The 19624-nt window shown below is 66.9% G+C and carries 19 protein-coding genes; all 19 read right to left on the minus strand.

The window, feature by feature from the left end:
* Positions 1-20: 20 nt before the first annotated feature.
* On the minus strand, positions 21-545 hold the full coding sequence (locus AC07Q9_RS13605; protein WP_489058383.1) for a phosphoribosyltransferase: 525 nt from the start codon (positions 543-545) through the stop codon (positions 21-23).
* Positions 546-563: 18 nt separating this feature from the next.
* Positions 564-1895 carry an adenylosuccinate synthase gene (locus AC07Q9_RS13610; RefSeq protein ID WP_101490073.1) on the minus strand — a complete coding sequence of 444 codons (1332 nt, stop codon included), beginning with the start codon at positions 1893-1895 and terminating at the stop codon, positions 564-566.
* 23 nt (positions 1896-1918) lie between these two features.
* Complete coding sequence (locus tag AC07Q9_RS13615) at positions 1919-3079, minus strand: ATP phosphoribosyltransferase regulatory subunit (RefSeq protein WP_447744891.1); 1161 nt, start codon at positions 3077-3079, stop codon at positions 1919-1921.
* Between the two features lie 44 nt (positions 3080-3123).
* On the minus strand, positions 3124-3312 hold the full coding sequence (locus AC07Q9_RS13620) for a DUF2065 domain-containing protein (RefSeq protein ID WP_489058385.1): 189 nt from the start codon (positions 3310-3312) through the stop codon (positions 3124-3126).
* A gap of 37 nt (positions 3313-3349) precedes the next feature.
* The gene (gene hflC, locus AC07Q9_RS13625) at positions 3350-4237 is read right to left on the minus strand and encodes a protease modulator HflC (RefSeq protein ID WP_062480758.1); all 888 of its coding nucleotides are present in this window, start codon (positions 4235-4237) and stop codon (positions 3350-3352) included.
* Positions 4238-4254: 17 nt separating this feature from the next.
* On the minus strand, positions 4255-5634 hold the full coding sequence (gene hflK, locus AC07Q9_RS13630) for an FtsH protease activity modulator HflK (RefSeq protein WP_489058386.1): 1380 nt from the start codon (positions 5632-5634) through the stop codon (positions 4255-4257).
* Positions 5635-5708: 74 nt separating this feature from the next.
* On the minus strand, positions 5709-6878 hold the full coding sequence (hflX, locus tag AC07Q9_RS13635) for a GTPase HflX (RefSeq protein ID WP_070061004.1): 1170 nt from the start codon (positions 6876-6878) through the stop codon (positions 5709-5711).
* A 53-nt stretch (positions 6879-6931) separates the two neighbouring features.
* A complete protein-coding gene (hfq, locus tag AC07Q9_RS13640; protein ID WP_056582504.1) occupies positions 6932-7177 on the minus strand; it encodes an RNA chaperone Hfq in 246 nt (81 codons plus the stop codon).
* Between the two features lie 164 nt (positions 7178-7341).
* Positions 7342-8685: a ribosome biogenesis GTPase Der gene (der, locus tag AC07Q9_RS13645; RefSeq protein WP_489058387.1), complete on the minus strand. Its 1344-nt coding sequence runs from the start codon at positions 8683-8685 to the stop codon at positions 7342-7344.
* 66 nt (positions 8686-8751) lie between these two features.
* Positions 8752-9894, minus strand: coding sequence for an outer membrane protein assembly factor BamB (bamB, locus tag AC07Q9_RS13650; RefSeq protein WP_489058388.1), 1143 nt, complete (start codon positions 9892-9894; stop codon positions 8752-8754).
* Between the two features lie 12 nt (positions 9895-9906).
* Positions 9907-10599: a YfgM family protein gene (locus AC07Q9_RS13655; RefSeq protein ID WP_489058389.1), complete on the minus strand. Its 693-nt coding sequence runs from the start codon at positions 10597-10599 to the stop codon at positions 9907-9909.
* Between the two features lie 6 nt (positions 10600-10605).
* A complete protein-coding gene (gene hisS, locus AC07Q9_RS13660) occupies positions 10606-11916 on the minus strand; it encodes a histidine--tRNA ligase (protein WP_495310082.1) in 1311 nt (436 codons plus the stop codon).
* A gap of 15 nt (positions 11917-11931) precedes the next feature.
* Entirely contained in the window at positions 11932-13212 is a 1281-nt protein-coding gene (ispG, locus tag AC07Q9_RS13665) for a flavodoxin-dependent (E)-4-hydroxy-3-methylbut-2-enyl-diphosphate synthase (RefSeq protein ID WP_495310084.1), read from the minus strand.
* The gene (locus AC07Q9_RS13670) at positions 13209-14135 is read right to left on the minus strand and encodes a helix-turn-helix domain-containing protein (protein WP_489058392.1); all 927 of its coding nucleotides are present in this window, start codon (positions 14133-14135) and stop codon (positions 13209-13211) included. The genes ispG and AC07Q9_RS13670 overlap by 4 nt, the downstream gene beginning before the upstream one ends.
* Entirely contained in the window at positions 14128-14979 is an 852-nt protein-coding gene (pilW, locus tag AC07Q9_RS13675) for a type IV pilus biogenesis/stability protein PilW (RefSeq protein WP_495310086.1), read from the minus strand. Before pilW ends, AC07Q9_RS13670 begins: the two co-directional genes overlap by 8 nt.
* A gap of 4 nt (positions 14980-14983) precedes the next feature.
* The gene (rlmN, locus tag AC07Q9_RS13680) at positions 14984-16153 is read right to left on the minus strand and encodes a dual-specificity RNA methyltransferase RlmN (RefSeq protein ID WP_489058394.1); all 1170 of its coding nucleotides are present in this window, start codon (positions 16151-16153) and stop codon (positions 14984-14986) included.
* 21 nt (positions 16154-16174) lie between these two features.
* Positions 16175-16600 (minus strand): nucleoside-diphosphate kinase, encoded by a 426-nt coding sequence (gene ndk, locus AC07Q9_RS13685; RefSeq protein ID WP_489058395.1) that lies wholly within the window; start codon positions 16598-16600, stop codon positions 16175-16177.
* 152 nt (positions 16601-16752) lie between these two features.
* Complete coding sequence (locus AC07Q9_RS13690; protein ID WP_495310088.1) at positions 16753-18591, minus strand: pseudouridine synthase; 1839 nt, start codon at positions 18589-18591, stop codon at positions 16753-16755.
* Positions 18588-19529 carry an SMC-Scp complex subunit ScpB gene (gene scpB, locus AC07Q9_RS13695; RefSeq protein WP_495310089.1) on the minus strand — a complete coding sequence of 314 codons (942 nt, stop codon included), beginning with the start codon at positions 19527-19529 and terminating at the stop codon, positions 18588-18590. The genes AC07Q9_RS13690 and scpB overlap by 4 nt, the downstream gene beginning before the upstream one ends.
* Positions 19530-19624 lie beyond the last annotated feature (95 nt).

The following is a 19624-nucleotide window of genomic DNA, read 5'->3' on the forward strand; positions in this document are numbered from 1 at the left end:
GGTGGTGCCAGGGCCAGTCGTCAGACCGACCACTTCTCGATCAGCTTCTCGGCGCCGAGCGAGTCGTAGCCCTCGAAGGGCTGGTGGATCCACGGGTTGGTGGCCAGGAACTCGACCGAGTAGTCGGGCGTGAAGGTCGACATCGCCTTGGTCCAGATGACCGCGCTGCGCAGCTCCGTGATCGGCTTGTAGTTGTTGCGCAGCATGTCCATCACGGCATGCAGCGTGTGGCCCGAATCGGCCAGGTCGTCCACCAGCAACACCTTGCCCGCGATCTCGCCCTTGGGGGTCGTGATGAAGCGGGCGATGTCGAGATGGCCCTGGATCGTGCCGGCGTCGGCACGGTAGGAGCTGGTCGACATGATCGCCAGCGGCTTATCGAAGATGCGCGAGAGCACATCGCCGGGGCGCATGCCGCCACGCGCCAGGCACAGGATGGTGTCGAACTCCCAGCCCGACTGGTGCACCTTGATCGCGAGCTTCTCGATCAGGTTGTGGTACTCGTCGTAGCTGACGTAGAGATGTTTGCCGTCTTCGGTCAACATGGTCTGGTTCGTTCCTGTTCAGTCTGCGAGATAAGGGTGGCGCATCATGATCGTGTGATCGCGGTCAGGGCTGGTCGACACCATGTGGATCGGCACGCCCGTGATCTGTTCGATGCGCTGCAGGTACAGGCGCGCATTGACCGGCAGCTTGTCGTGCTGCGTGACGCCCACGGTGCTTTCGGTCCAGCCTTCGAGCGTTTCGTAGATCGGCGTGCAGCGCTCGATTTCGTCGGCGCCCATCGGCAGGATGTCGGTGATTTCGCCGTCGAGTTCGTAGCCGGTGCACAGCTCCAGCTTCTCGAGGCCGTCGAGCACGTCGAGCTTGGTGATGCACAGGCCCGACAGCCCGTTGACCTGCGCCGAGCGCTTGAGCAGCGCGGCGTCGAACCAGCCGCAACGGCGGCTGCGGCCGGTGGTCACGCCCTTCTCGGCGCCCACGGTGCTCATGTGGTAGCCGGGGGTGCCCGGCGTGGCCCAGTCGAGCTCGGTGGGGAACGGACCACCGCCCACGCGGGTGCAGTAGGCCTTGGTGATGCCGAGCACGTAGTGCAGCATGCCCGGGCCCACGCCCGACCCGGCGGCGGCGTTGCCGGCCACGCAGTTGCTCGAGGTGACGTACGGGTAGGTGCCGTGGTCGACGTCGAGCAGCGTGCCCTGCGCGCCTTCGAACAGCAGGTTGGCGCCGGCCTTGTGGGCGTCGTTCAGCTCGCGCGACACGTCGGCCATCATGGGCTTGAGCAGCACGGCGTGGCGCATGGCCTCGTCGAACACGGTGTCGTAGTCGATGGCGGGCGCGCCCAGCACCTGGGTCAGCACGTGGTTGTGCAACTCGAGCAGCACGCGCAGCTTGGCGGCAAAGCGCTCGGGGTGCTTCAGGTCCTGCACGCGCAGCGCGCGGCGCGCGATCTTGTCTTCGTAGGCCGGGCCGATGCCGCGACCGGTGGTGCCGATCTTCTCGATGCCGCCCTTTTCACGGTAGGCCTCGCGCGCGATGTCCAGCGCGGCGTGGAACGGCAGGATCAGCGGGCAGGCCTCGCTGATGCGCAGGCGCGAACGCACTTCGACGCCGGCTTTCTCCAGGCCTTCGATTTCCTCGAAGAGCTTGGCAGCCGACAGCACCACGCCGTTGCCGATGTAGCACTTGACGCCCGGCCGCATGATGCCGCTCGGGATCAGGTGCAGCGCGGTCTTCACGCCGTTGATGACCAGCGTGTGGCCCGCGTTGTGGCCGCCCTGGAAACGGACCACGCCTTGGGCGCTTTCCGTCAGCCAGTCAACCAGCTTGCCCTTGCCTTCGTCGCCCCACTGGGTACCGACGACGACCACGTTTCTTCCGGTGGTTACGCTCATGCTCGTTCCATTACTTCAAAAATTCAGATCGCTCGGACATTCCATTGGCCGGCCTGCTCGACGAGCTCGCGGTCGCAATGGAATTCATCGATTTCGCTGCCGTGGCCGGGCAGCACGCAGACTACCGTTTCGCCGGCCTTGCGCAATTGGGCAATCGCCTGACGCAGGCCGGCCGCGTCGCTCCAGGGCGCACGGATGGCGGCGCGCAGCGGACGCGCCGGCAGCACACCGACGAGTTCGCGCACATCGAGGCTGAAGCCGACGGCCGGACGGTTGCGGCCGAACACGGCGCCCACCTCGTCGTAGCGGCCACCGCGCACCAGCGAATCGGCCGCGCCCGGCACGTAGATGCCGAAACGCATGCCGCTGTAATAGGCATAGCCCCGCAGATCGGCCAGGTCGAAGCTGATCTGGCGCCCCGCCGTGCCATTCAGGCCAGCCGCAAGTTGCTTCAGGTCGGCCAGCGCAGCCGCCACGGCGGGCGTGCCCTTCAGGGCCTTGGCGGCCTCGTCGAGCACGGCCACGTCGCCGTACAGGCCCACGAGGGCGCGCAGGCCGTCGCGTGAGGCCGCGGGGAAATCCTTGGTGAGCGCCTGCAGCTCGCTCGCGTCCTTGGCGGCCAGCGCGGCGTGCACGCGGGCGATCGCGGCGGCATCGACCGGCACGCCAGCGAACAGCGCGCGCACGATGCGGGCGTCGGCCAGGTCGACGATCACGCCGTCGCGCAGGCCGGCGGCGTCGAGGCAGTCGAGCGCCAGCAGCAGGGTTTCGGTGTCGGCTTCCAGGCCGGCGTGGCCGTAGATCTCGGCGCCGAACTGCAGCGGCTCACGGGTGGCGTGCGGGCGGTCGGGCCGGGTGTGGACCACCGGGCCGCAGTAGCACAGCCGGGCCACGCCGTCGCGGTTCAGCAGATGGGCATCGATGCGCGCCACCTGGGGGGTGGTGTCGGCACGCAGGCCCATGCTGCGACCGGAGAGCTGGTCGACGAGCTTGAAGGTTTGGAGGTCGAGCGCCTCGCCGGTGCCCGAAAGCAGCGACTCCAGGTGCTCGAGCAGCGGCGGCATCACCAGCTCGTAGCCATAGCCACGGGCGGTATCGAGCAGCTGGCGTCGAAGTTCTTCGATGTGGCGCGCCTCGGAGGGCAGCACATCGGCAATGTGATCCGGGAGGACCCAGGCGGACATGGGGATCGGGGGCGTGGTTAAACCGGGATTCTACCGGGCCCGCGTTACCCCAGAACCCAAAGGAGTACCAAACCCAGCAGGATGCTGCAAAGACCGAAGAAACGCAGCTGGCCGTCGCGCAGCTGCAGCAGCTGGCTGAAGCCGCGCCGCCACCCGCCCGGCGAGATGAAAGGCAGGATGCCTTCGATCACCAGGACCAGCGCCAACGCGCTCCAGAGGGTGTCGGCGCTCACGGCTCCAGGCAGGACAGCGGAAACGGACGGCCTGTTGTTACTTGCGCGCCGAGCCGGAGCTCTGCATGGCGCGGAAGAAGTCCGAGGACGGGTCGAGCACCATCACGTCGCTCTTCTTGTTGAAGCTCTGCTTGTAGGCCTCGAGGCTGCGGTAGAACTGGGCGAACTGCGGATCGCGGCCGAAAGCCTCGCTGTAGGTCGCGGCAGCCTGGGCATCGCCCTCGCCCTTGATCTTCTGGGCGTCGCGGTAGGCGTTGGCCACGATCACTTCGCGCTGGCGGTCGGCGTCGGCGCGGATCTTCTCGCCTTCGGCCGTGCCGGTGGAACGCAGCTCGTTGGCCACGCGCTTGCGCTCGGCCTCCATGCGGCGGTAGACCGATTCGGTGATGGCTTCCACGTAGTCCACGCGGGTGATGCGCACGTCGACCACGTCGACGCCCCAGGGCTTGGCGCCCTTCACCACGGCCAGCACTTCGCGCTGCACGTCGGCCATCAGGGCCTCGCGGCGCACCGAGATCAGGTCGCGCACGGTGCGCTTGTTGATGTTTTCCTGGAACGCGTTGCGCACCACGCGGTTCAGCTGCATGGCGCCCGCGTTCTCGTCGAGGCCGACGTTGCGGATGTAGGCCTGCGGGTCGGAGATGCGCCAGCGCACGTACCAGTCGATCACCACGCGCTGCTTTTCAGCAGTGAGCATGGGTTCGGTGTCGAGGCTGGACAGCGTCAGCAGGCGCTTGTCGATGTACGACACGTTCTGGAACGGCGGCGGCAGCTTGAAGTTGAGGCCGGGCTCGGTGATCACCTGCTTGATCTGGCCGAGGGCATAGACCACGCCGAACTGGCGCTGGTCGACCACGAAGAGGGTCGAGCTCAGCAGCACGAGCAGGACGAGGACCGAGGTGGCGATGAAACCGATTCTGTTCATGTTGTTCCGGGCCTTTCTCAGCGCACGTCGCGATCACGCGAGCGGCCGTCACGGGCGCGCACGTCGGTGGTGGTGGGTGCCACCGGGATCACCGACGACTGGGTCGGTGCGGTGCCGGCCACGTTGGGGTTGGCGGCGTCCACGGGTGTGGCCGCGGTGTTGTTGCCACCTTGCTGCATCAGCTTGTCGAGCGGCAGGTACAGCAGGTTGGAACCCTGCTTGCTGTCGACCAGCACCTTGGTCGTGCTGGCGTAGATCTGTTGCATGGCGTCGGTGTACATGCGGTCGCGCGTCACCTGCGGTGCCTTCTGGTATTCGGCCAGCACCGAGCTGAAGCGGCCCGCATCACCCTGTGCCTGCGCCACGATCCGCGCCTTGTAGGCCTCGGATTCTTCCTTCAGGCGCGACGAGGTACCGGTGGCCAGCGGCACGACGTTGTTGGCGTAAGCCTCGGCGTCGTTCTTGGCGCGTTCGCGCTCCTGGCCGGCCTTGAGCACGTCGTCGAAGGCGGCCTGCACCTGCTCGGGCGGACGCACGCCGCCCTGCTGCAGGTTGATGCCAACGACTTCGACGCCGACCTTGTAGCGGTCGAGGATGGTCTGCATCAGCGCACGCACGCGGGGCGCGATCTGGTCTCGCTCTTCGGCGAGCGCCGCATCCATCTTCATCTTGCCGACCACTTCGCGCACGGAGCTTTCAGCCACCTGCACGATGGTTTCAGCGGGCGACTTGCTCTCGTAGAGCCAGGCGCGCGCGTCGCTCAGACGGTACTGCACGGCGAACTTGATTTCGACGATGTTCTCGTCTTCGGTCAGCATGGCCGATTCGCGCAGGCCGGTGGAACGCACGATGGCGTCGCGGCCCACGTCGGTGGAACGGATCTGCGTGACCACCACCAGCTCATGGCGCTGGATCGGGTACGGCAGGCGCCAGTTGAAACCCGCGCCCACGGTGCTCTTGTAGCGGCCGAACTGCGTGATGACGGCCTGCTGGCCTTCGTTCACGATGAAGAAGCCGGTGCCGAGCCAGATCAGGACCGCCACGATGGCCACGAGGCCGATGCCGAAGCCGGCGTTCTTCATGTCGGGCTTGTAGCCATTGCCGCCACCACCGCCGGTGCCATTGGGGCGATTGCCGCCGCCTTTGCCACCGCCGAAGAAACCGCCGAGCTTGCGATTGAGGTCGCGCCAGAGTTCGTCGAGGTCGGGCGGGCCCTGATTGGGGCCCTGGCCGCGCGGACGATTGCCGTTGCCGTTGTTGTTCTGGTTGCCGCTCGAAGGCGGCGGGATCGGGGCGCCGGGGGGATCGGCATCGGGCGGCCGGTTGCCGGCCGGGCGGTCGCCGTTGGAGGACGGCTCGTCGCCACGACCCCATCGGCCATCGTTCAGATTGAACATGCCCAGAAACCCTCTCCGCGCTGGCTTTGCATTCATTCGCTTCGTTCTCGTGTCAGTGGCGGGATTGTGCCCAATCAAGGGGCCGCATCGTGCAATTCAGCGTCCGCCTCAGGGGTCATCGTATCGGCGACGGAACCCGATTGCCGGGCCAGCTCGGCCCGCAGCAACGGCAGGCCTTCACCGGTCTTGGCGCTGAGGAAGATGCGGGGAACCTGCACGCCGTCGATTTCCATCTCGTCCTGCAGATGCAGCGGATGTTGCGCGCTTTCAAGGGCATCGAGCTTGTTGAACACCAGTAGTTGCGGCACGTCGCCTGCGCCGATGTCCTGCAGCACCGACTGGACCTCGGCCATCTGCTCGGGATAGTGCGGGTTGGAGGCATCGATCACATGCAGCAGCAGGTCGGCATCGACCGCCTCCTGCAAGGTGGCCTTGAACGCATCGACCAGGCCGTGCGGCAGGTCGCGGATGAAGCCCACCGTATCGGAGATCGACACCTGCCGGCGCGCGTCGCCCAGGTAGAGGTTGCGGGTGGTGGTGTCGAGCGTGGCGAACAGCTGGTCGGCCGCATAGGCGCGCGCCTTGACCATCGCATTGAAGATCGACGACTTGCCCGCGTTGGTGTAACCGACGAGCGAGATGTTGAAGGTCTCGCGGCGCTCGCGCTGGCGGCGCTGCGTGCTGCGCTGCTTCTGCACCTTGGCCAGGCGCTCGCGCGTGCGCTTGATCGACTCGTTGATCATGCGGCGGTCGAGCTCGATCTGCTTTTCGCCGGGGCCGCCGCGCACACCTGCTCCGCCGGTCTGGCGCTCCAGGTGGGACCAGCGACGGACCAGCCGCGTACTCAGGTACTGCAGCCTGGCCAGCTCGACCTGCAGCTTGCCTTCATGCGAGCGGGCGCGCTGGGCGAAGATCTCGAGGATGAGGAAGGTGCGGTCATAGACCGCGACATCGAGCTGGCGTTCGAGGTTGCGCTGCTGCGCAGGGCTCAACGACTGGTCGAAGATGACCTCGCTCGCCCGGTGCATCGCGGCGAGCTCCTTGATCTCTTCGGCCTTGCCGCTGCCGACGAACAGCGCCGCGTCGGGCGCCTTGCGCTTGCAGGCCAGGCGGGCAACGGGCGTCAGGCCCGCGGTTTGTGCGAGCAGGCCGAGTTCTTCGAGCTCGCTGTCGAAATGGGGCAGCCCGAAATCGACGCCGACGAGAACGGCGGCGCCTTCCTGGCGGGGGATCGAATCAGACAAGCGGAATCAGATATGGAAAAAGCGCGGCGGGGTTACCGCCGCGCTCCGCGCGATCAGGCGGCGGCGTCGTCGTTCTCGTTGGCCGAGAAGTTGACGGCACGACCCGGCACGATGGTGGAAATGGCGTGCTTGTAGACCATTTGCGTCACTGTATTGCGAAGCAACACGACGTATTGATCGAAAGACTCGATCTGGCCCTGCAGCTTGATGCCGTTCACCAAATAAATGGAAACCGGCACATGCTCGCGACGCAAGGTGTTCAGAAACGGGTCTTGCAGAAGTTGCCCTTTATTGCTCACGATATTCTCCGTGTTCAAGAGTAGTTGTTGGAGAGATGACCTTAACACAGGGTTTCTGCGCCGCAGCAATCGGGGTTAAAAGCCTTGAGAAAATAACGGTTCTCAAAAGACGGAACTTCCGCTCCTGCTGCGGCTCATCGGCTGCCATCGGCAGCCAAGCGCCCTCAGTTGTCCTTGTCCGCAAACGGATTTTGCGAGCTTTTGAACTGGATCCGCAAGGGCGTGCCCACAAGGTCGAATTCCTTGCGGAAACGCCCTTCCAGGAAACGCTTGTAAGCGTCGGTCACGTGCTCCAGCGAATTGCCGTGAATGATGATCACGGGCGGATTCATGCCGCCCTGGTGCGCATAGCGCAGCTTCGGCCGGTACATGCCGCCGCGTTGAGGCGCCTGGAATTGCACCGCCTCCAGCAGCAGGCGCGTCAGCACCGGCGTCGACATCTTGCGCGTGGCCGACTTGTGGGCCTGCGCAATGGCCTGCCACACCGGTCCCAGGCCTTGGCGCTTGATGGCCGAGATGAAATGCAATGACGCGAATTTCAGGAACGGCAGGCGGGTTTCGATCTGCCGCTGGATCTGTTCGCGCTGGTAGCTGTCGACCGCATCCCACTTGTTGATGGCGATCACCACGGCACGTCCGCTTTCGAGGATGTAGCCGGCAATGTGCGCGTCCTGGTCGGTCACGCCCTGCGTCGCGTCGAGCAGCAGCAGCACCACGTTGGCCGACTCGATGGCCTGCAGCGTCTTGACCACCGAGAACTTCTCGATCGCCTCGAAGACCCTGCCCTTGCGGCGCAGACCGGCGGTGTCGATCAGCTCGAAGCGCTGACCGTTGCGCTCGAACGGCACCGAGATGGCGTCGCGCGTCGTGCCGGGCATGTCGAAGGCCACCAGGCGCTCTTCGCCCAGCCAGGTGTTGATCAGCGTGGACTTGCCGACGTTGGGCCGGCCGGCCACCGCCAGCTTGATCGGCTTGTTGACCTCGTCTTCGTCTTCCTCATCGTCCGGGTCGGCCAGGTTCAGCGGCTCAAGCGCCAGCTCGACCAGGTCGCGCATGCCCTGCCCGTGCGCCGCGGACACGCCGTGCACGTCGCCGAAGCCCAGCTCGTAGAAGTCGACCAGCTTGGTGCCGTCGTGCATGCCTTCGGCCTTGTTGGCCGCCAGCACACAGGGCTTGCCCAGGCGGCGCAGCTCGTTGGCGATGTCGTGGTCTTGCGCCGAGAGGCCTTCGCGGGCATCGACCACGAAGATCACAACGTCGGCTTCGGCCACAGCCTGCCGCGTCTGCTTGGCCATTTCCTTGTAGATGCCGCTGCCGGCATCGGGCTCGAAGCCGCCGGTGTCGATCACGATGAACTCGTGCTTGCCCAGGCGACCGTTGCCGTAGTGGCGGTCGCGCGTGAGGCCGGCGAAGTCGGCGACGATGGCGTCGCGCGTCTGGGTCAGGCGGTTGAAGAGCGTCGACTTGCCGACGTTGGGACGGCCGACCAGGGCCACGACCGGCTTCATGGCCGGCCTTTCGATGGCGCGGTTTTCATGGTCGGGCCTTGGAAGTAAGAGAAAGACAAAAAATGATTATTCAGGGCGGTAACCGAAAACGCCACCCTTGGCGGTCACGACGACCACCGTGTTGCCGGCCAGCACCGGCGTCACGGTGATGGCCGAGCCATCGGGCGTCACGCGGTTCAGCAGCGCACCGTCTTCACGCGACACGAAGTGCAGCGTGCCGGTGCTCTCGCCGATGATCAGCGAGCGGCCCACGGCCAGCGGTGCGGTCAGTTCGCGGTTCTTCAGGCGGCTCATCTGCCAGGCGCGCTCGCCGTCGGCGCGGCGCCAAGCGGTGACGCTGCCGTCGGATTCGGTGCCGTAGAGAAAGCGCTCGTCGCCGCTCACGCCGTCGGCGCCCGAGGCCGGCTTGCTCCAGAGCAGCTGGCCGCGCAGGGTATCGACGCAGCCGACGCTGGCGTAGTAGGCGCGTGCGCAGACCGTGTCGCCGTAGCGGCTCACGCTGCCGGTCAGGTCGACCAGGCGTTCCACATCGTTGGTGCCGCGCGGCGCGGCGATGGGGGCCTCCCAGCGCGAGCTGCCGTTGCCGGGGTTCATGCCGACGAGTCGGCCGCCCAGACCGGCGACCAGCGTGTCGCCGACTGCGATCAGCACACCCGACTTGCGCAGCACGAGGTTTTCGCCTGGGCGCTGCTGCTGCCACAGGCGGCGGCCGCTCTGGCCGTCCCAGGCGCTGACGCTGCGGTCGGCGGTCTGCACGAAAACGCGGCGACCGGCCACCAGCGGCGCGGTGAAGGCCTGGGCCGACAGGCGCTGCTTCCACAGCACCTTGCCGTTCTCAATCGCCACCACTTCGTTGTTGGTCGTAACCACGGCCGTCAGCGAACCGTCGCTGCCGACACCGGCCGCCAGCGGCGCGCCGGCGCTGGCGCGCCAGGTCTCGCGACCGGCGCGGGCGTCGATGGCGACGACCGTGCCGTCGCTGCCGGCCACGGTCACGATGTCGCCGCTGACATCGGCGGTGAGCGGGAATTCGACGCCCGGAATCCGCACGTTCCAGGCCTGGCGCACGCCCATCAGGGACGGGTTGGCCGGCAGCTCGGCGGGCTTGGGCTTGCCGGAGCCCGAGCAGGCGGCCAGGAGCGCTACCAGAACAAGAGCAGAACCCGCGCGCAGGGCGGTCGATTCAGGCTTGAAACGCTTGAAATTCATGAGGGTGTGCGATCAGGAGTTCTTGGGGACGGCGGGCGTCACGGTGACGGTCGGCGCCAGGGTCTTCGGGTCGACACCGACCGCGTTGAGCTTGATCTCGACCAGCCGGCGGTAGTCCGAGCCAGCGCCCAGGCCGGTCCAGGCCTTGCGGTACTCGGCCTGCGCCTCGTCGCGCTTGCCCTGTGCCATGAAGATGTCGCCCTTGCGGTCGGCCACCAGCGGTTCGAATTCGGTCGGCACCTTGCCGTCGAGTTGCTTGAGCGCGTCGTCGTAGGACTTGGCATCGAGCAGCTCGGCCGCCAGCCGCAGCTTGGCGATGGCCTGGTAGCCCGGGTCGACGGCGTTCTGCGCGACCCAGCCCAGCGCCGCGCGCGAGCCGTCGGCATTGCCCTTGTCGAACAGCGTCTTGGCGACCAGCAGGCCGGCCTGTTGTGCGTAGGCGGTGCCAGCGAAGCGCTCCTTCATGTCGGTCATCACGCGCTGGATGCGCTCGACGTCGCCGGACTGCGTGCTGCGTTCGACCTCGTCATAAAGGGCCGCGGCCTGGGCAGCCTTGGTGCGCTGGAAATACTGCCAGCCGTTCCAGGCCACGAAGGCGCCGGCGACGAGCAGCACGGCCCAGGTGATCAGGGTGCCGTAGGTGTTCCAGAAATGCTTGAGCTGGTCGAGCTGTTCCTGTTCTTCGAGGTCGAGATGGGTGGCCATGCGCTGTCAGAGGTTGGGAGCCGGCGATTGTAGGGTGGCGGCCCAGGTGGTCACTTCAGCAAGTGAACGGGCGGACTGCGCAACGCTGGCGTCGCGCAAGGCCTTGAGAGTCACTTCACCGCGCGCAAGTTCATCGGCGCCGAAGATCAGGGCCCAGGCGGCGCCGCTGGCGTCCGCCTTTCGCATCTGCGCCTTGAAGCTCGCCAGGCCTTCGGCGGTGCTGGCGTGCATCTGGACGCGCACACCGGTTTCGCGCAGCTGCTGCAAGGCGCGCAGCACGACGGGCATCGAGGCGGCGTCGGGCACGATGGCATAGACATCGGGCACCGGTGCCGGCACTTCGGCGCCCTGCTCTTTCAGCAGGTCGAGCACGCGCTCGACGCCGATGGCCCAGCCCACCGCGGGCGCCGGCTTGCCGCCGATCTGGGCGATGAGGTCGTCGTAACGGCCACCGGCGCACACCGTGCCCTGCGCGCCGAGGCGGTCAGTCACGAACTCGAACACCGTGAGGTTGTAGTAGTCGAGCCCGCGCACGAGGCGCGGGTTGATCGTGAAGGCAATGTCGTTGGCCTTGAGGATGGCCTGCAGCCCCTCGAAGTGCGCCAGCGATTCGGCACCAAGAAAGTCGATCAGCTTCGGCGCCGACTCGACCACCTCTTTCATCGACGGATTCTTCGTGTCGAGGATGCGCAGCGGGTTGCTGTGCAGACGGCGCTTGCCATCCTCGTCGAGCTTGTCGGCGTGCTGTTCGAAGTGGGCAATGAGCTGGGCGCGGTGCAACGCGCGCTCGGCCGGCTGGCCCAGGCTGTTGAGCTCCAGGCGCACGTCCGTCAGGCCGATGGCCTTCCACAGCGCGGTGGCCAGCAGGATCAGCTCGGCGTCGACATCGGGCCCGGCAAAACCGAGCGCCTCGGCGCCGATCTGGTGGAACTGGCGGAAACGCCCACGCTGCGGCTTTTCGCGACGGAACATCGGGCCCGTATACCAAAGGCGCTTGGGGCCTTCGTAGAGCATGTTGTGCTCGATCACGGCGCGCACGAGGCCGGCCGTGTTCTCCGGACGCATCGCCAGATGCTCGGCCTGCCCATGCTTGTCCGAGCGATCTTCGAAGGCGTACATCTCCTTCTCGACGATGTCCGTCACCTCGCCGATGCCGCGCACGAACAGCGCCGTATGCTCCAGGATCGGGGTGCGGACGTTGCGATACGCATAGCGCCCCATCAGGTCGCGCACGATGGCTTCGAGCCATTCCCAGCGCGCCGATTCGGGCGGCAATATGTCGTTCATGCCTTTGACGGCATTCAGTTTTTCAGCCATGAGTCTGCGGAGGTGTCAGGCCAGGACAGCGTGCTCGCTGCCGAAGCGCTTTTCGATGTAGGTTTCGACGAGCTGGTGGAACTCGTTGGCGATATTGTCGCCGCGCAGCGTGAGGGCCTTTTCGCCGTCGATGAAGACCGGTGCAGCCGGCGCTTCGCCCGTGCCGGGCAGGCTGATGCCGATGTCGGCGTGCTTGCTCTCGCCGGGGCCGTTGACGATGCAGCCCATAACGGCCACCTTCAGCGTCTCGACACCGGGGTACTTCTTGCGCCAGACCGGCATCTGCAGGCGCAGGTAGTCGTCAATCTGCTTGGCCAGTTCCTGGAAGGTCGTGCTGGTGGTGCGGCCGCAACCCGGACAGGCCGTGACGCTCGGCACGAACACGCGCAGGCCCAGGGCCTGGAGGATTTCGTTGGCGATCAGCACTTCCTGCGTGCGCGACTCGCCCGGCTGCGGCGTGAGCGACACGCGGATCGTGTCGCCGATGCCCTCCTGCAGCAGGATCGACAGCGCCGTGGCCGAGGCCACCGTGCCCTTGGTGCCCATGCCGGCTTCGGTCAGGCCCAGGTGCAGCGGGTTGTCGCAGCGCCGCGCGAGTTCGCGGTACACCGAGATCAGGTCCTGCACACCACTCACCTTGCACGACAGGATGACCTGGTTGCCGGCCATGCCCATCGACTCAGCCAGCTTGGCGGACTCGATGGCCGAAGTGATCAGCGCCTCGTACATCACCTGCTTGGCGTCCCAGGGCGTGGTGCGCTGGCTGTTCGTGTCCATCAGGCTGGCGAGCAGTTCCTGGTCGAGGCTGCCCCAGTTCACGCCGATGCGCACCGGCTTGTTCCAGCGCATGGCCGCGTCGATCATCTGGCCGAACTGCTTGTCCTTCTTGTCGCCCTTGCCCACGTTGCCGGGGTTGATGCGGTACTTGCTCAGCGCCTCGGCGCAGGCCGGATAGTCGGTCAGCAGGCGGTGGCCGTTGTAGTGGAAGTCGCCGATCAGCGGCACGTCGATGCCCATGCGATCGAGTTGCTCGCGGATGTAGGGCACCTGCGCGGCGGCTTCGGGCGTGTTGACGGTGATGCGAACCATCTCGGAGCCCGCAATGGCGAGCTCCTTGACCTGGATCGCGGTGCCGATGGCATCGACCGTGTCGGTGTTGGTCATCGACTGCACGCGCGTGGGCGCGTCGCCCCCCACCGTGACGGTGCGCGGCCCCCAGACCACGCTGGCCTGGCGCGAGCGGCGCGCCTTGGGCGCGGCCGATTCAATGGGTTGGGGAGTGCAGTCGGTTGTCACGATTTCACCTCGAAACGCGCCACACCGCCGCCGCGGGTGACAGGCTTCAGATCGTAGGGCTTTCCGTTCACTTGCACATCGACTGCCGATGCGCGTCCGACCACCACGGACAGCGGCAGCGTGCCGGACAGGCCGACGGTTTCGCCGACCTGCAGGCTGCGGCGCAGCAACTGCTTGCCGCCGGCTTCGGTGACGGTGACCCAGCATTCCTCGCGCGCCACCAGGACGAGCTGCTGGCTGCTGGCCGTGCTGGTGTTGGCGACAGCTGCCGCGGGCGCAGAGGCCGGGGCGGCGGGCACAGCAGCCACCGCGCCGGCGACCGGTGCAGCGCCCACCGGACCGGTCGGCGCCACGGCCTGCGTCGGCACGGGCTCCGAGACGCCCCCCTGATCGGCAGGTGGCATGACCTCGGCATCGTTCTTTGCGGTCAGTCGCGCGACGGAGGCGCCGATCTGGTCGAACGCCGATTGCGGCATCCAGAACAGCACACCGGCGCCGATCAGCAGCAGCACGACGACCGTCAGCAACGCGCGCGATGGCAGGCCGCCGGAACGCCCACCGCTCCAGCGCGGCGTATCGGAGACCACGCGGGCATTCAGCGTGCGATTGGTTTCGGCCAGCGGTGCGCGTTGCGCGCCCGGCAGCTTGGCCAGCACGGGCGCCGGATCGATGCGCAGTGCGCGGCACACGCTGCTGGCCAGGGCCCGGGCGAACACCGGGTCGGGCAGCGAGGCGATGTCGTCGGCCTCGAGCGCGAGCAACTTTTGCGGCGGCACCTTGAGTGCCGCGGCCACCATCTCGATGTGCAGGCCATGCGCTTCGCGCGCCTCGCGCAGCATGTCGCCAGCCGTCTTGTGCGCGACGTCGCCTTCTGCCAGCGGCAGTGCCGCGGACGTCCCGAACTCCGAAACCCGTTCAGTCATTGAAATTCCCGCGCTCGTACGCCATTGCCTCCCGCGATTGAGGGAAACGTCGTTGCAGTTGACCGCCCAGCTGCGCGACAGCCTCGCGGTTGTTGAGCTTCCGTTCGACCTTGATGCCGAGCCACAGCGTCTCGGCATTGGCCGACGGGCTGTTGTTGACACGGCGGATGTAGAACTGCGCGCGCGACCATTCTTCGCGCTGCGCCAGCACCGAGGCCAGGTTGAAGCCGATCACCGGATTGCCGGCGTCGAGCTCGTAGGCCTGCAGGAGGCTGCGTTCGGCTTGCTGCCTCTGACCGGCCTTGAGCTCGCAGACCCCTTGGGTCATGAGCGTCTTGGCGCGGTCGGTGTAGCTGGGCACCGCCAATGCGGCGGCGAACTGCTGTGCGGCGTCGCCGTAGCGGCTCTGCTGGCACAGCAGCCAGCCGTAGTTGTGGCGCGTGTTGGCATCGCGCGGATTGATCGCGACGGCGCGGCGGAAGCTGTCTTCGGCCAGACCGGCATCCTCGAGCCGCATGTAGACCAGGCCACGCAGGTTGTAGGCGTCGGCGTAGTTCGGGTCGATGGTCAGCACCTGCTTGAGCTCTTCGAGGGCGACCGAGGTCTGGCCTTGTTCGAAGTAGCCGGCGGCCAGCTCCATCCGCAGGCGGGCACGGCGACGGTTGTTTTCGTCGACGTCGGTCACGACCGTGGTGCCGCTGTCGGCCCCGCTGCCGACAAGCCCGGTGGTGGTGGTTCGCGTGTTGACGCAGCCCGCGAGAAGAAGCACCACGGCGACGCTCGCGATTCCTGCGCTCAGCACTCGCTGCGCGCTCGCGGTCGTCGTCGGTAAGGCCATGCTCATTGCGTCAATGCTCCTGGGGAACGGTTGGTTTGGTGGTCTTGGCGCGGGGCGGGTGCAGAACGACGGGGCGCTCGGCCACCGCCGCACGGCGCTGGGCCATGCGTTCGGCCGCACGGGTGCGGTCTTTCACGTCGCCGGCGAGTTGTCCGCAGGCGGCGTCGATGTCGTCACCGCGCGTCTTGCGCACGGTGGTCACGAGGCCCGCTTCGCTCAGCATGCGGGCAAAGGCCAGCACGCGCGGTTGCGGCGAGCGCAGCAGGCCCGACGCCGGAAACGGGTTGAACGGAATCAGGTTGAACTTGCACGAGACGTCGTGCTTGCGCACGAGCTCGATCAGCTGGCGCGCGTGCTCGGGCTGGTCGTTCACGCCGTCGAGCATGCAGTATTCGAAGGTGATGAAGTCGCGCGGCGCATGCACGAGGTAGCGCTTGCAGGCCTCGAGCAGTTCGGCGATCGGGTACTTGCGATTGAGCGGCACGAGGTCGTCGCGCAGCGCATCGTTGGGCGCATGCAGCGAGACGGCCATGGCCACGGCGCAATCGGCGCCCAGGCGGTCGATCATCGGCACCACGCCGGAGGTCGACACCGTGACTCGGCGGCGCGACAGCCCGTAGGCGTTGTCGTCGAGCATGGTGCGCAATGCGGGCACCAGCGCCGAGTAGTTCTGCAGCGGCTCACCCATGCCCATCATCACCACGTTGGAGATGACGCGCTCGCTGCGATTCAGGTGCTTGCGCAGGAAGTGCTCGGCGAACCAGAGCTGGGCGACGATTTCGCCCGTGGTGAGGTTGCGGCTGAAGCCCTGATGCCCGGTCGAGCAAAAGCGGCAGCCCACGGCGCAACCCGCCTGCGACGACACGCACAGCGTGCCGCGGTCGTCTTCGGGAATGAACACGGCCTCGACCGCATCGCCGCCGCCGACGTCGAACAGCCACTTGATCGTGCCGTCCTTGGATTCATGCTGCGTGAGGACCGACAGGGCCTCCACGCGCGCGGTGGTCGCGAGTTTCTCGCGCAGCGACTTCGCCAGATCGGTCATCTGGGTGAAGTCGCTGGCGCCACGCTGGTGGATCCAGCGAAACAGCTGCGTGGCGCGGAATTTTTTCTCGCCGAGTTTTTCGCAGAACGCAGCCAGCCCGTCGAGATCGAATTCGAGCAGATTGGCTGTGGTCATGAATTCAGGCGAGAAACGGCTTCAGCGTGCGTAGACGTTGAGGCCGGCGAAGAAGAAAGCGACTTCGTTCGCTGCCGTTTCGGGCGCGTCCGAGCCGTGAACGGCGTTGGCGTCGATGCTGTCGGCGAAGTCGGCGCGAATGGTGCCGGCGGCTGCCTTCTTCGGGTCCGTGGCGCCCATCAGGTCACGGTTCTTGGCGATGGCGTTCTCGCCTTCGAGTGCTTGCACGAACACGGGGCCCGAGATCATGAACTCGACGAGGTCCTTGAAGAAGGGACGCTCCTTGTGCACCGAGTAGAACTGCTCGGCTTCGTTGCGCGACAGGTGCACCAGCTTGGCGGCGACAACCTTGAGGCCGGCAGCCTCGAAGCGGGAAACGATCTTGCCGATGACGTTCTTGGCGACGGCGTCGGGCTTGATGATGGAAAGGGTACGTTCGATAGCCATTGAAATGCTTCCTGAGCTTTGATTTTGAAGTGTTTTGTCACAACTGCAGCGAATTTGTTTCGCGGCCCGTCGACAAAGCCTCTGATTTTAACCGGCGCGACCTGCGGGATTGGTGAAAACCCCGCGAAAGGCCGCGCTCCGACGGCTGGCTTTCAGCGTCCGCGGCGGCGACTGCCGGCCGGACCACCGAAGCCACCACCGCCTTGCGAGCCGCCGCCCCCACCGCCGCGACGCCCCGGGCCGCCGCGCTGCTCCTTGCGCTGGCGCGAGAAGCTGTCGGCACCGATGTAGCCGAGTGAGGTCTTCATCGGATCGGGCTGGTTCGCGCCGCCGCCGCCACCACCCGCGGCCCGGTTGCCGCCGCCCTGCCCTTGCCCCTGGCCGCCCTGACGGTTGCCGGGACCCGCGTTGCCGCGACGCCCCTGTTGCGGCGGACCGCCGTTGCCGCCGCCCCGGTTCGGACCACCGCGTCCTCCGCGCTCGCCGCGCGGCGGACGGCCGTCGCCCAGCGGGCTCGGGATCGGCGCTTCGCCGCGTGCTTCACGCGGCTGACCGCCCCCCATGCCACCGTTGTTATTGCGGTTGTTGTTGTTGCCACGGCGCTTCTTGTTTCGACCGTTGCGCCCCCCGCCCTCAGGACCACCGGGGCCACGCTGCTGCTGCGGAGCCGGTCGCGCCTGCGCGCCGCCCGAGGCCTGGAACAGCGCTTGGATATCGCGCTCGTCGAGTTCCATCCAGGCACCGCGCTTGAGACCGCGCGGCAGCACCATCGCGCCGTAGCGGATGCGGATGAGCCGGCTGACCGCATGGCCTACCGACTCGAACAGGCGACGCACCTCGCGGTTGCGGCCTTCGGAAATGGTCACGCGGTACCAGCAGTTGGAGCCTTCGCCGCCACCGTCTTCGATGGTGCCGAACTGCGCCATGCCGTCGTCCAGGCGCACGCCCTCGAGCAGCTTTTTCTTTTCTTCGCCCGTGAGCGCACCCAGCACGCGCACCGCGTACTCACGCTCCAGGCCGAAGCGCGGGTGCATGAGCTGGTTGGCCAGGTCGCCGGAGCTGCTGAACAGCAGCAGGCCTTCGGTGTTCAGGTCGAGCCGGCCGACCGACTGCCACTTGCCCTGCTGCAGACGCGGCAGCTTGCGGAACACCGTCGGACGGTTCTGCGGATCGTCGTGCGTGACGACTTCGCCCACCGGCTTGTGGTACGCGATCACGCGCGGCGGCGGCGGTGCGATGCGGTAGCGGATCGGCTTGCCGTTGATCTTGACTTGGTCGCCGTACTGGATGCGCTGGCCGATGTGAGCCGGCTCGTTGTTGACCGAGATGCGGCCCTGCAGGATCAGTTGCTCCATCTCGAGACGCGAACCGAGACCGGCCTGCGCCAGCACCTTGTGCAGCTTGGGCGAATCGGCTTCGGGCAGCAGCACGCGCTTGAGCGGCGGCACCTCGGGGCTTTCTTCGTCCGCGTCGAACTGGCCGGAAATGACGTCGGCAAAGCGGATCGGCTCGGTCGGCGGCGCGTTGCGCTGCTCGCGCTCGGCGGCGCGGCGGGCGCGGTCGAGGTCGTCCTCCTCTTCGTCGGGCTCGTCTTCCTCGTCGTCTTCGTCATCCCCACGGTCGTCGCCCTCGTCCTCATCGGACGCCTGAGGACGCTGTGCTTCGATCGGTGCCGGCTCGCTTTCCTCGGTCGCCGCTGGCGCAGCAACCACGGGCGCCACATCGGGCTCCACCGTCGCGGGGGCTTCGGCCGCAGGAGCGACTTCCGCCGCGCTCGCCAATTGCTCATCGGCAGCCGGAGCCTCGACCACCTTCTTCTTGCGAGGTGCACGCGGCTTCTTCGGCGCTTCCTCGGCCTCGCCCCCTGCCGGCGCAGCGCCGGATTCAACAGCAACTTCCGTCACCTTCTTGGGCGTGGCTGGCCGCTTCCGCTTCTTGACTTCGGGTTCGACCGGCAGCATCGCTGCGTCGTCGGTGTCGGATGAGCTCATGGGGTTTTTCCGGGAGAAACAGCGGGGGGGTCGTGGGGGTCGGTCTCGTCCGCTGCGGGGGACGGGACCTCAGATTCGGGTTCTTCGGGCGCGGCGGCGACTTCGGGTTCGGCGGGCTGCTCGCCGGCTTCTGGCTCGGACGCCGACGGCGCTTCGTCTACAGGCTCGACGGCTTCGTCGCCCTCGGTGATCGCCACCACCTCTTCGGCAAATTCCGCCGCATCGGTCGAAACGACCTCGGCCAGCTCAGCCGACTCGGGCGGCACATCGACCATGCCGAGTTCGGGCTGCACGCCCTCTTCGACCGCAGCCACTGCAACCTCTGCAGATTCCGCAACCGACTCTTCCGCCGCGTCGACGTCGATCGGCAGCCCCGGCTGGTCGCCCGAGGCCTGCTGCAGTGCATCAACCAGCGCCGCCTGCTGCGCGGGCGTTTCCACCAGCGGCAACTGGTCGAGCGAGGCCAGCCCCAGGTCGTCGAGGAACTGGCGGGTGGTCGCGTAGAGCGCGGGCCGGCCGACCGTTTCGCGGTGGCCGATCACCTCGACCCAGCCGCGGTCTTCGAGCTGCTTCAGGATCAGCGAGTTGATCGTGACGCCGCGGATGTCTTCCATGTCGCCGCGCGTGGCCGGCTGCCGGTAGGCAATGATGGCCAGCGTCTCGAGGGCGGCCCGCGTGTAGCGCGGCGGCTTCTCGGGATGCAGGCGATCGAGGGCGTCGCGCATCTCGGGCCGGCTCTGGAAACGCCAGCCGCTGCCGACGCTCACCAGCTCCAGGCCGCGTTGCGCCCAGTCTTCCTGCAGTTCGAGCAACAGCACCTTGATCGTGTCCACGCCCAGCTCGTCGTCGAACAGCACACGCATGTCGCGCACCGGCAGCGGCTGGCTCGAACAGATCAAGGCGGTTTCGAGAATGCGCTTGGCATCCGCCGTATTCATGGTTCGCGTTATCCGGAAAAAGGCGCCTGGCGACGCTTGTTCAGATGGATGGAAGGGGTAGGCGTTGCCGGCACGCGGCGAGTGCAACGCAAGGC

The sequence above is a fragment of the Variovorax sp. GW821-FHT09A10 genome, assembly GCF_059418385.1.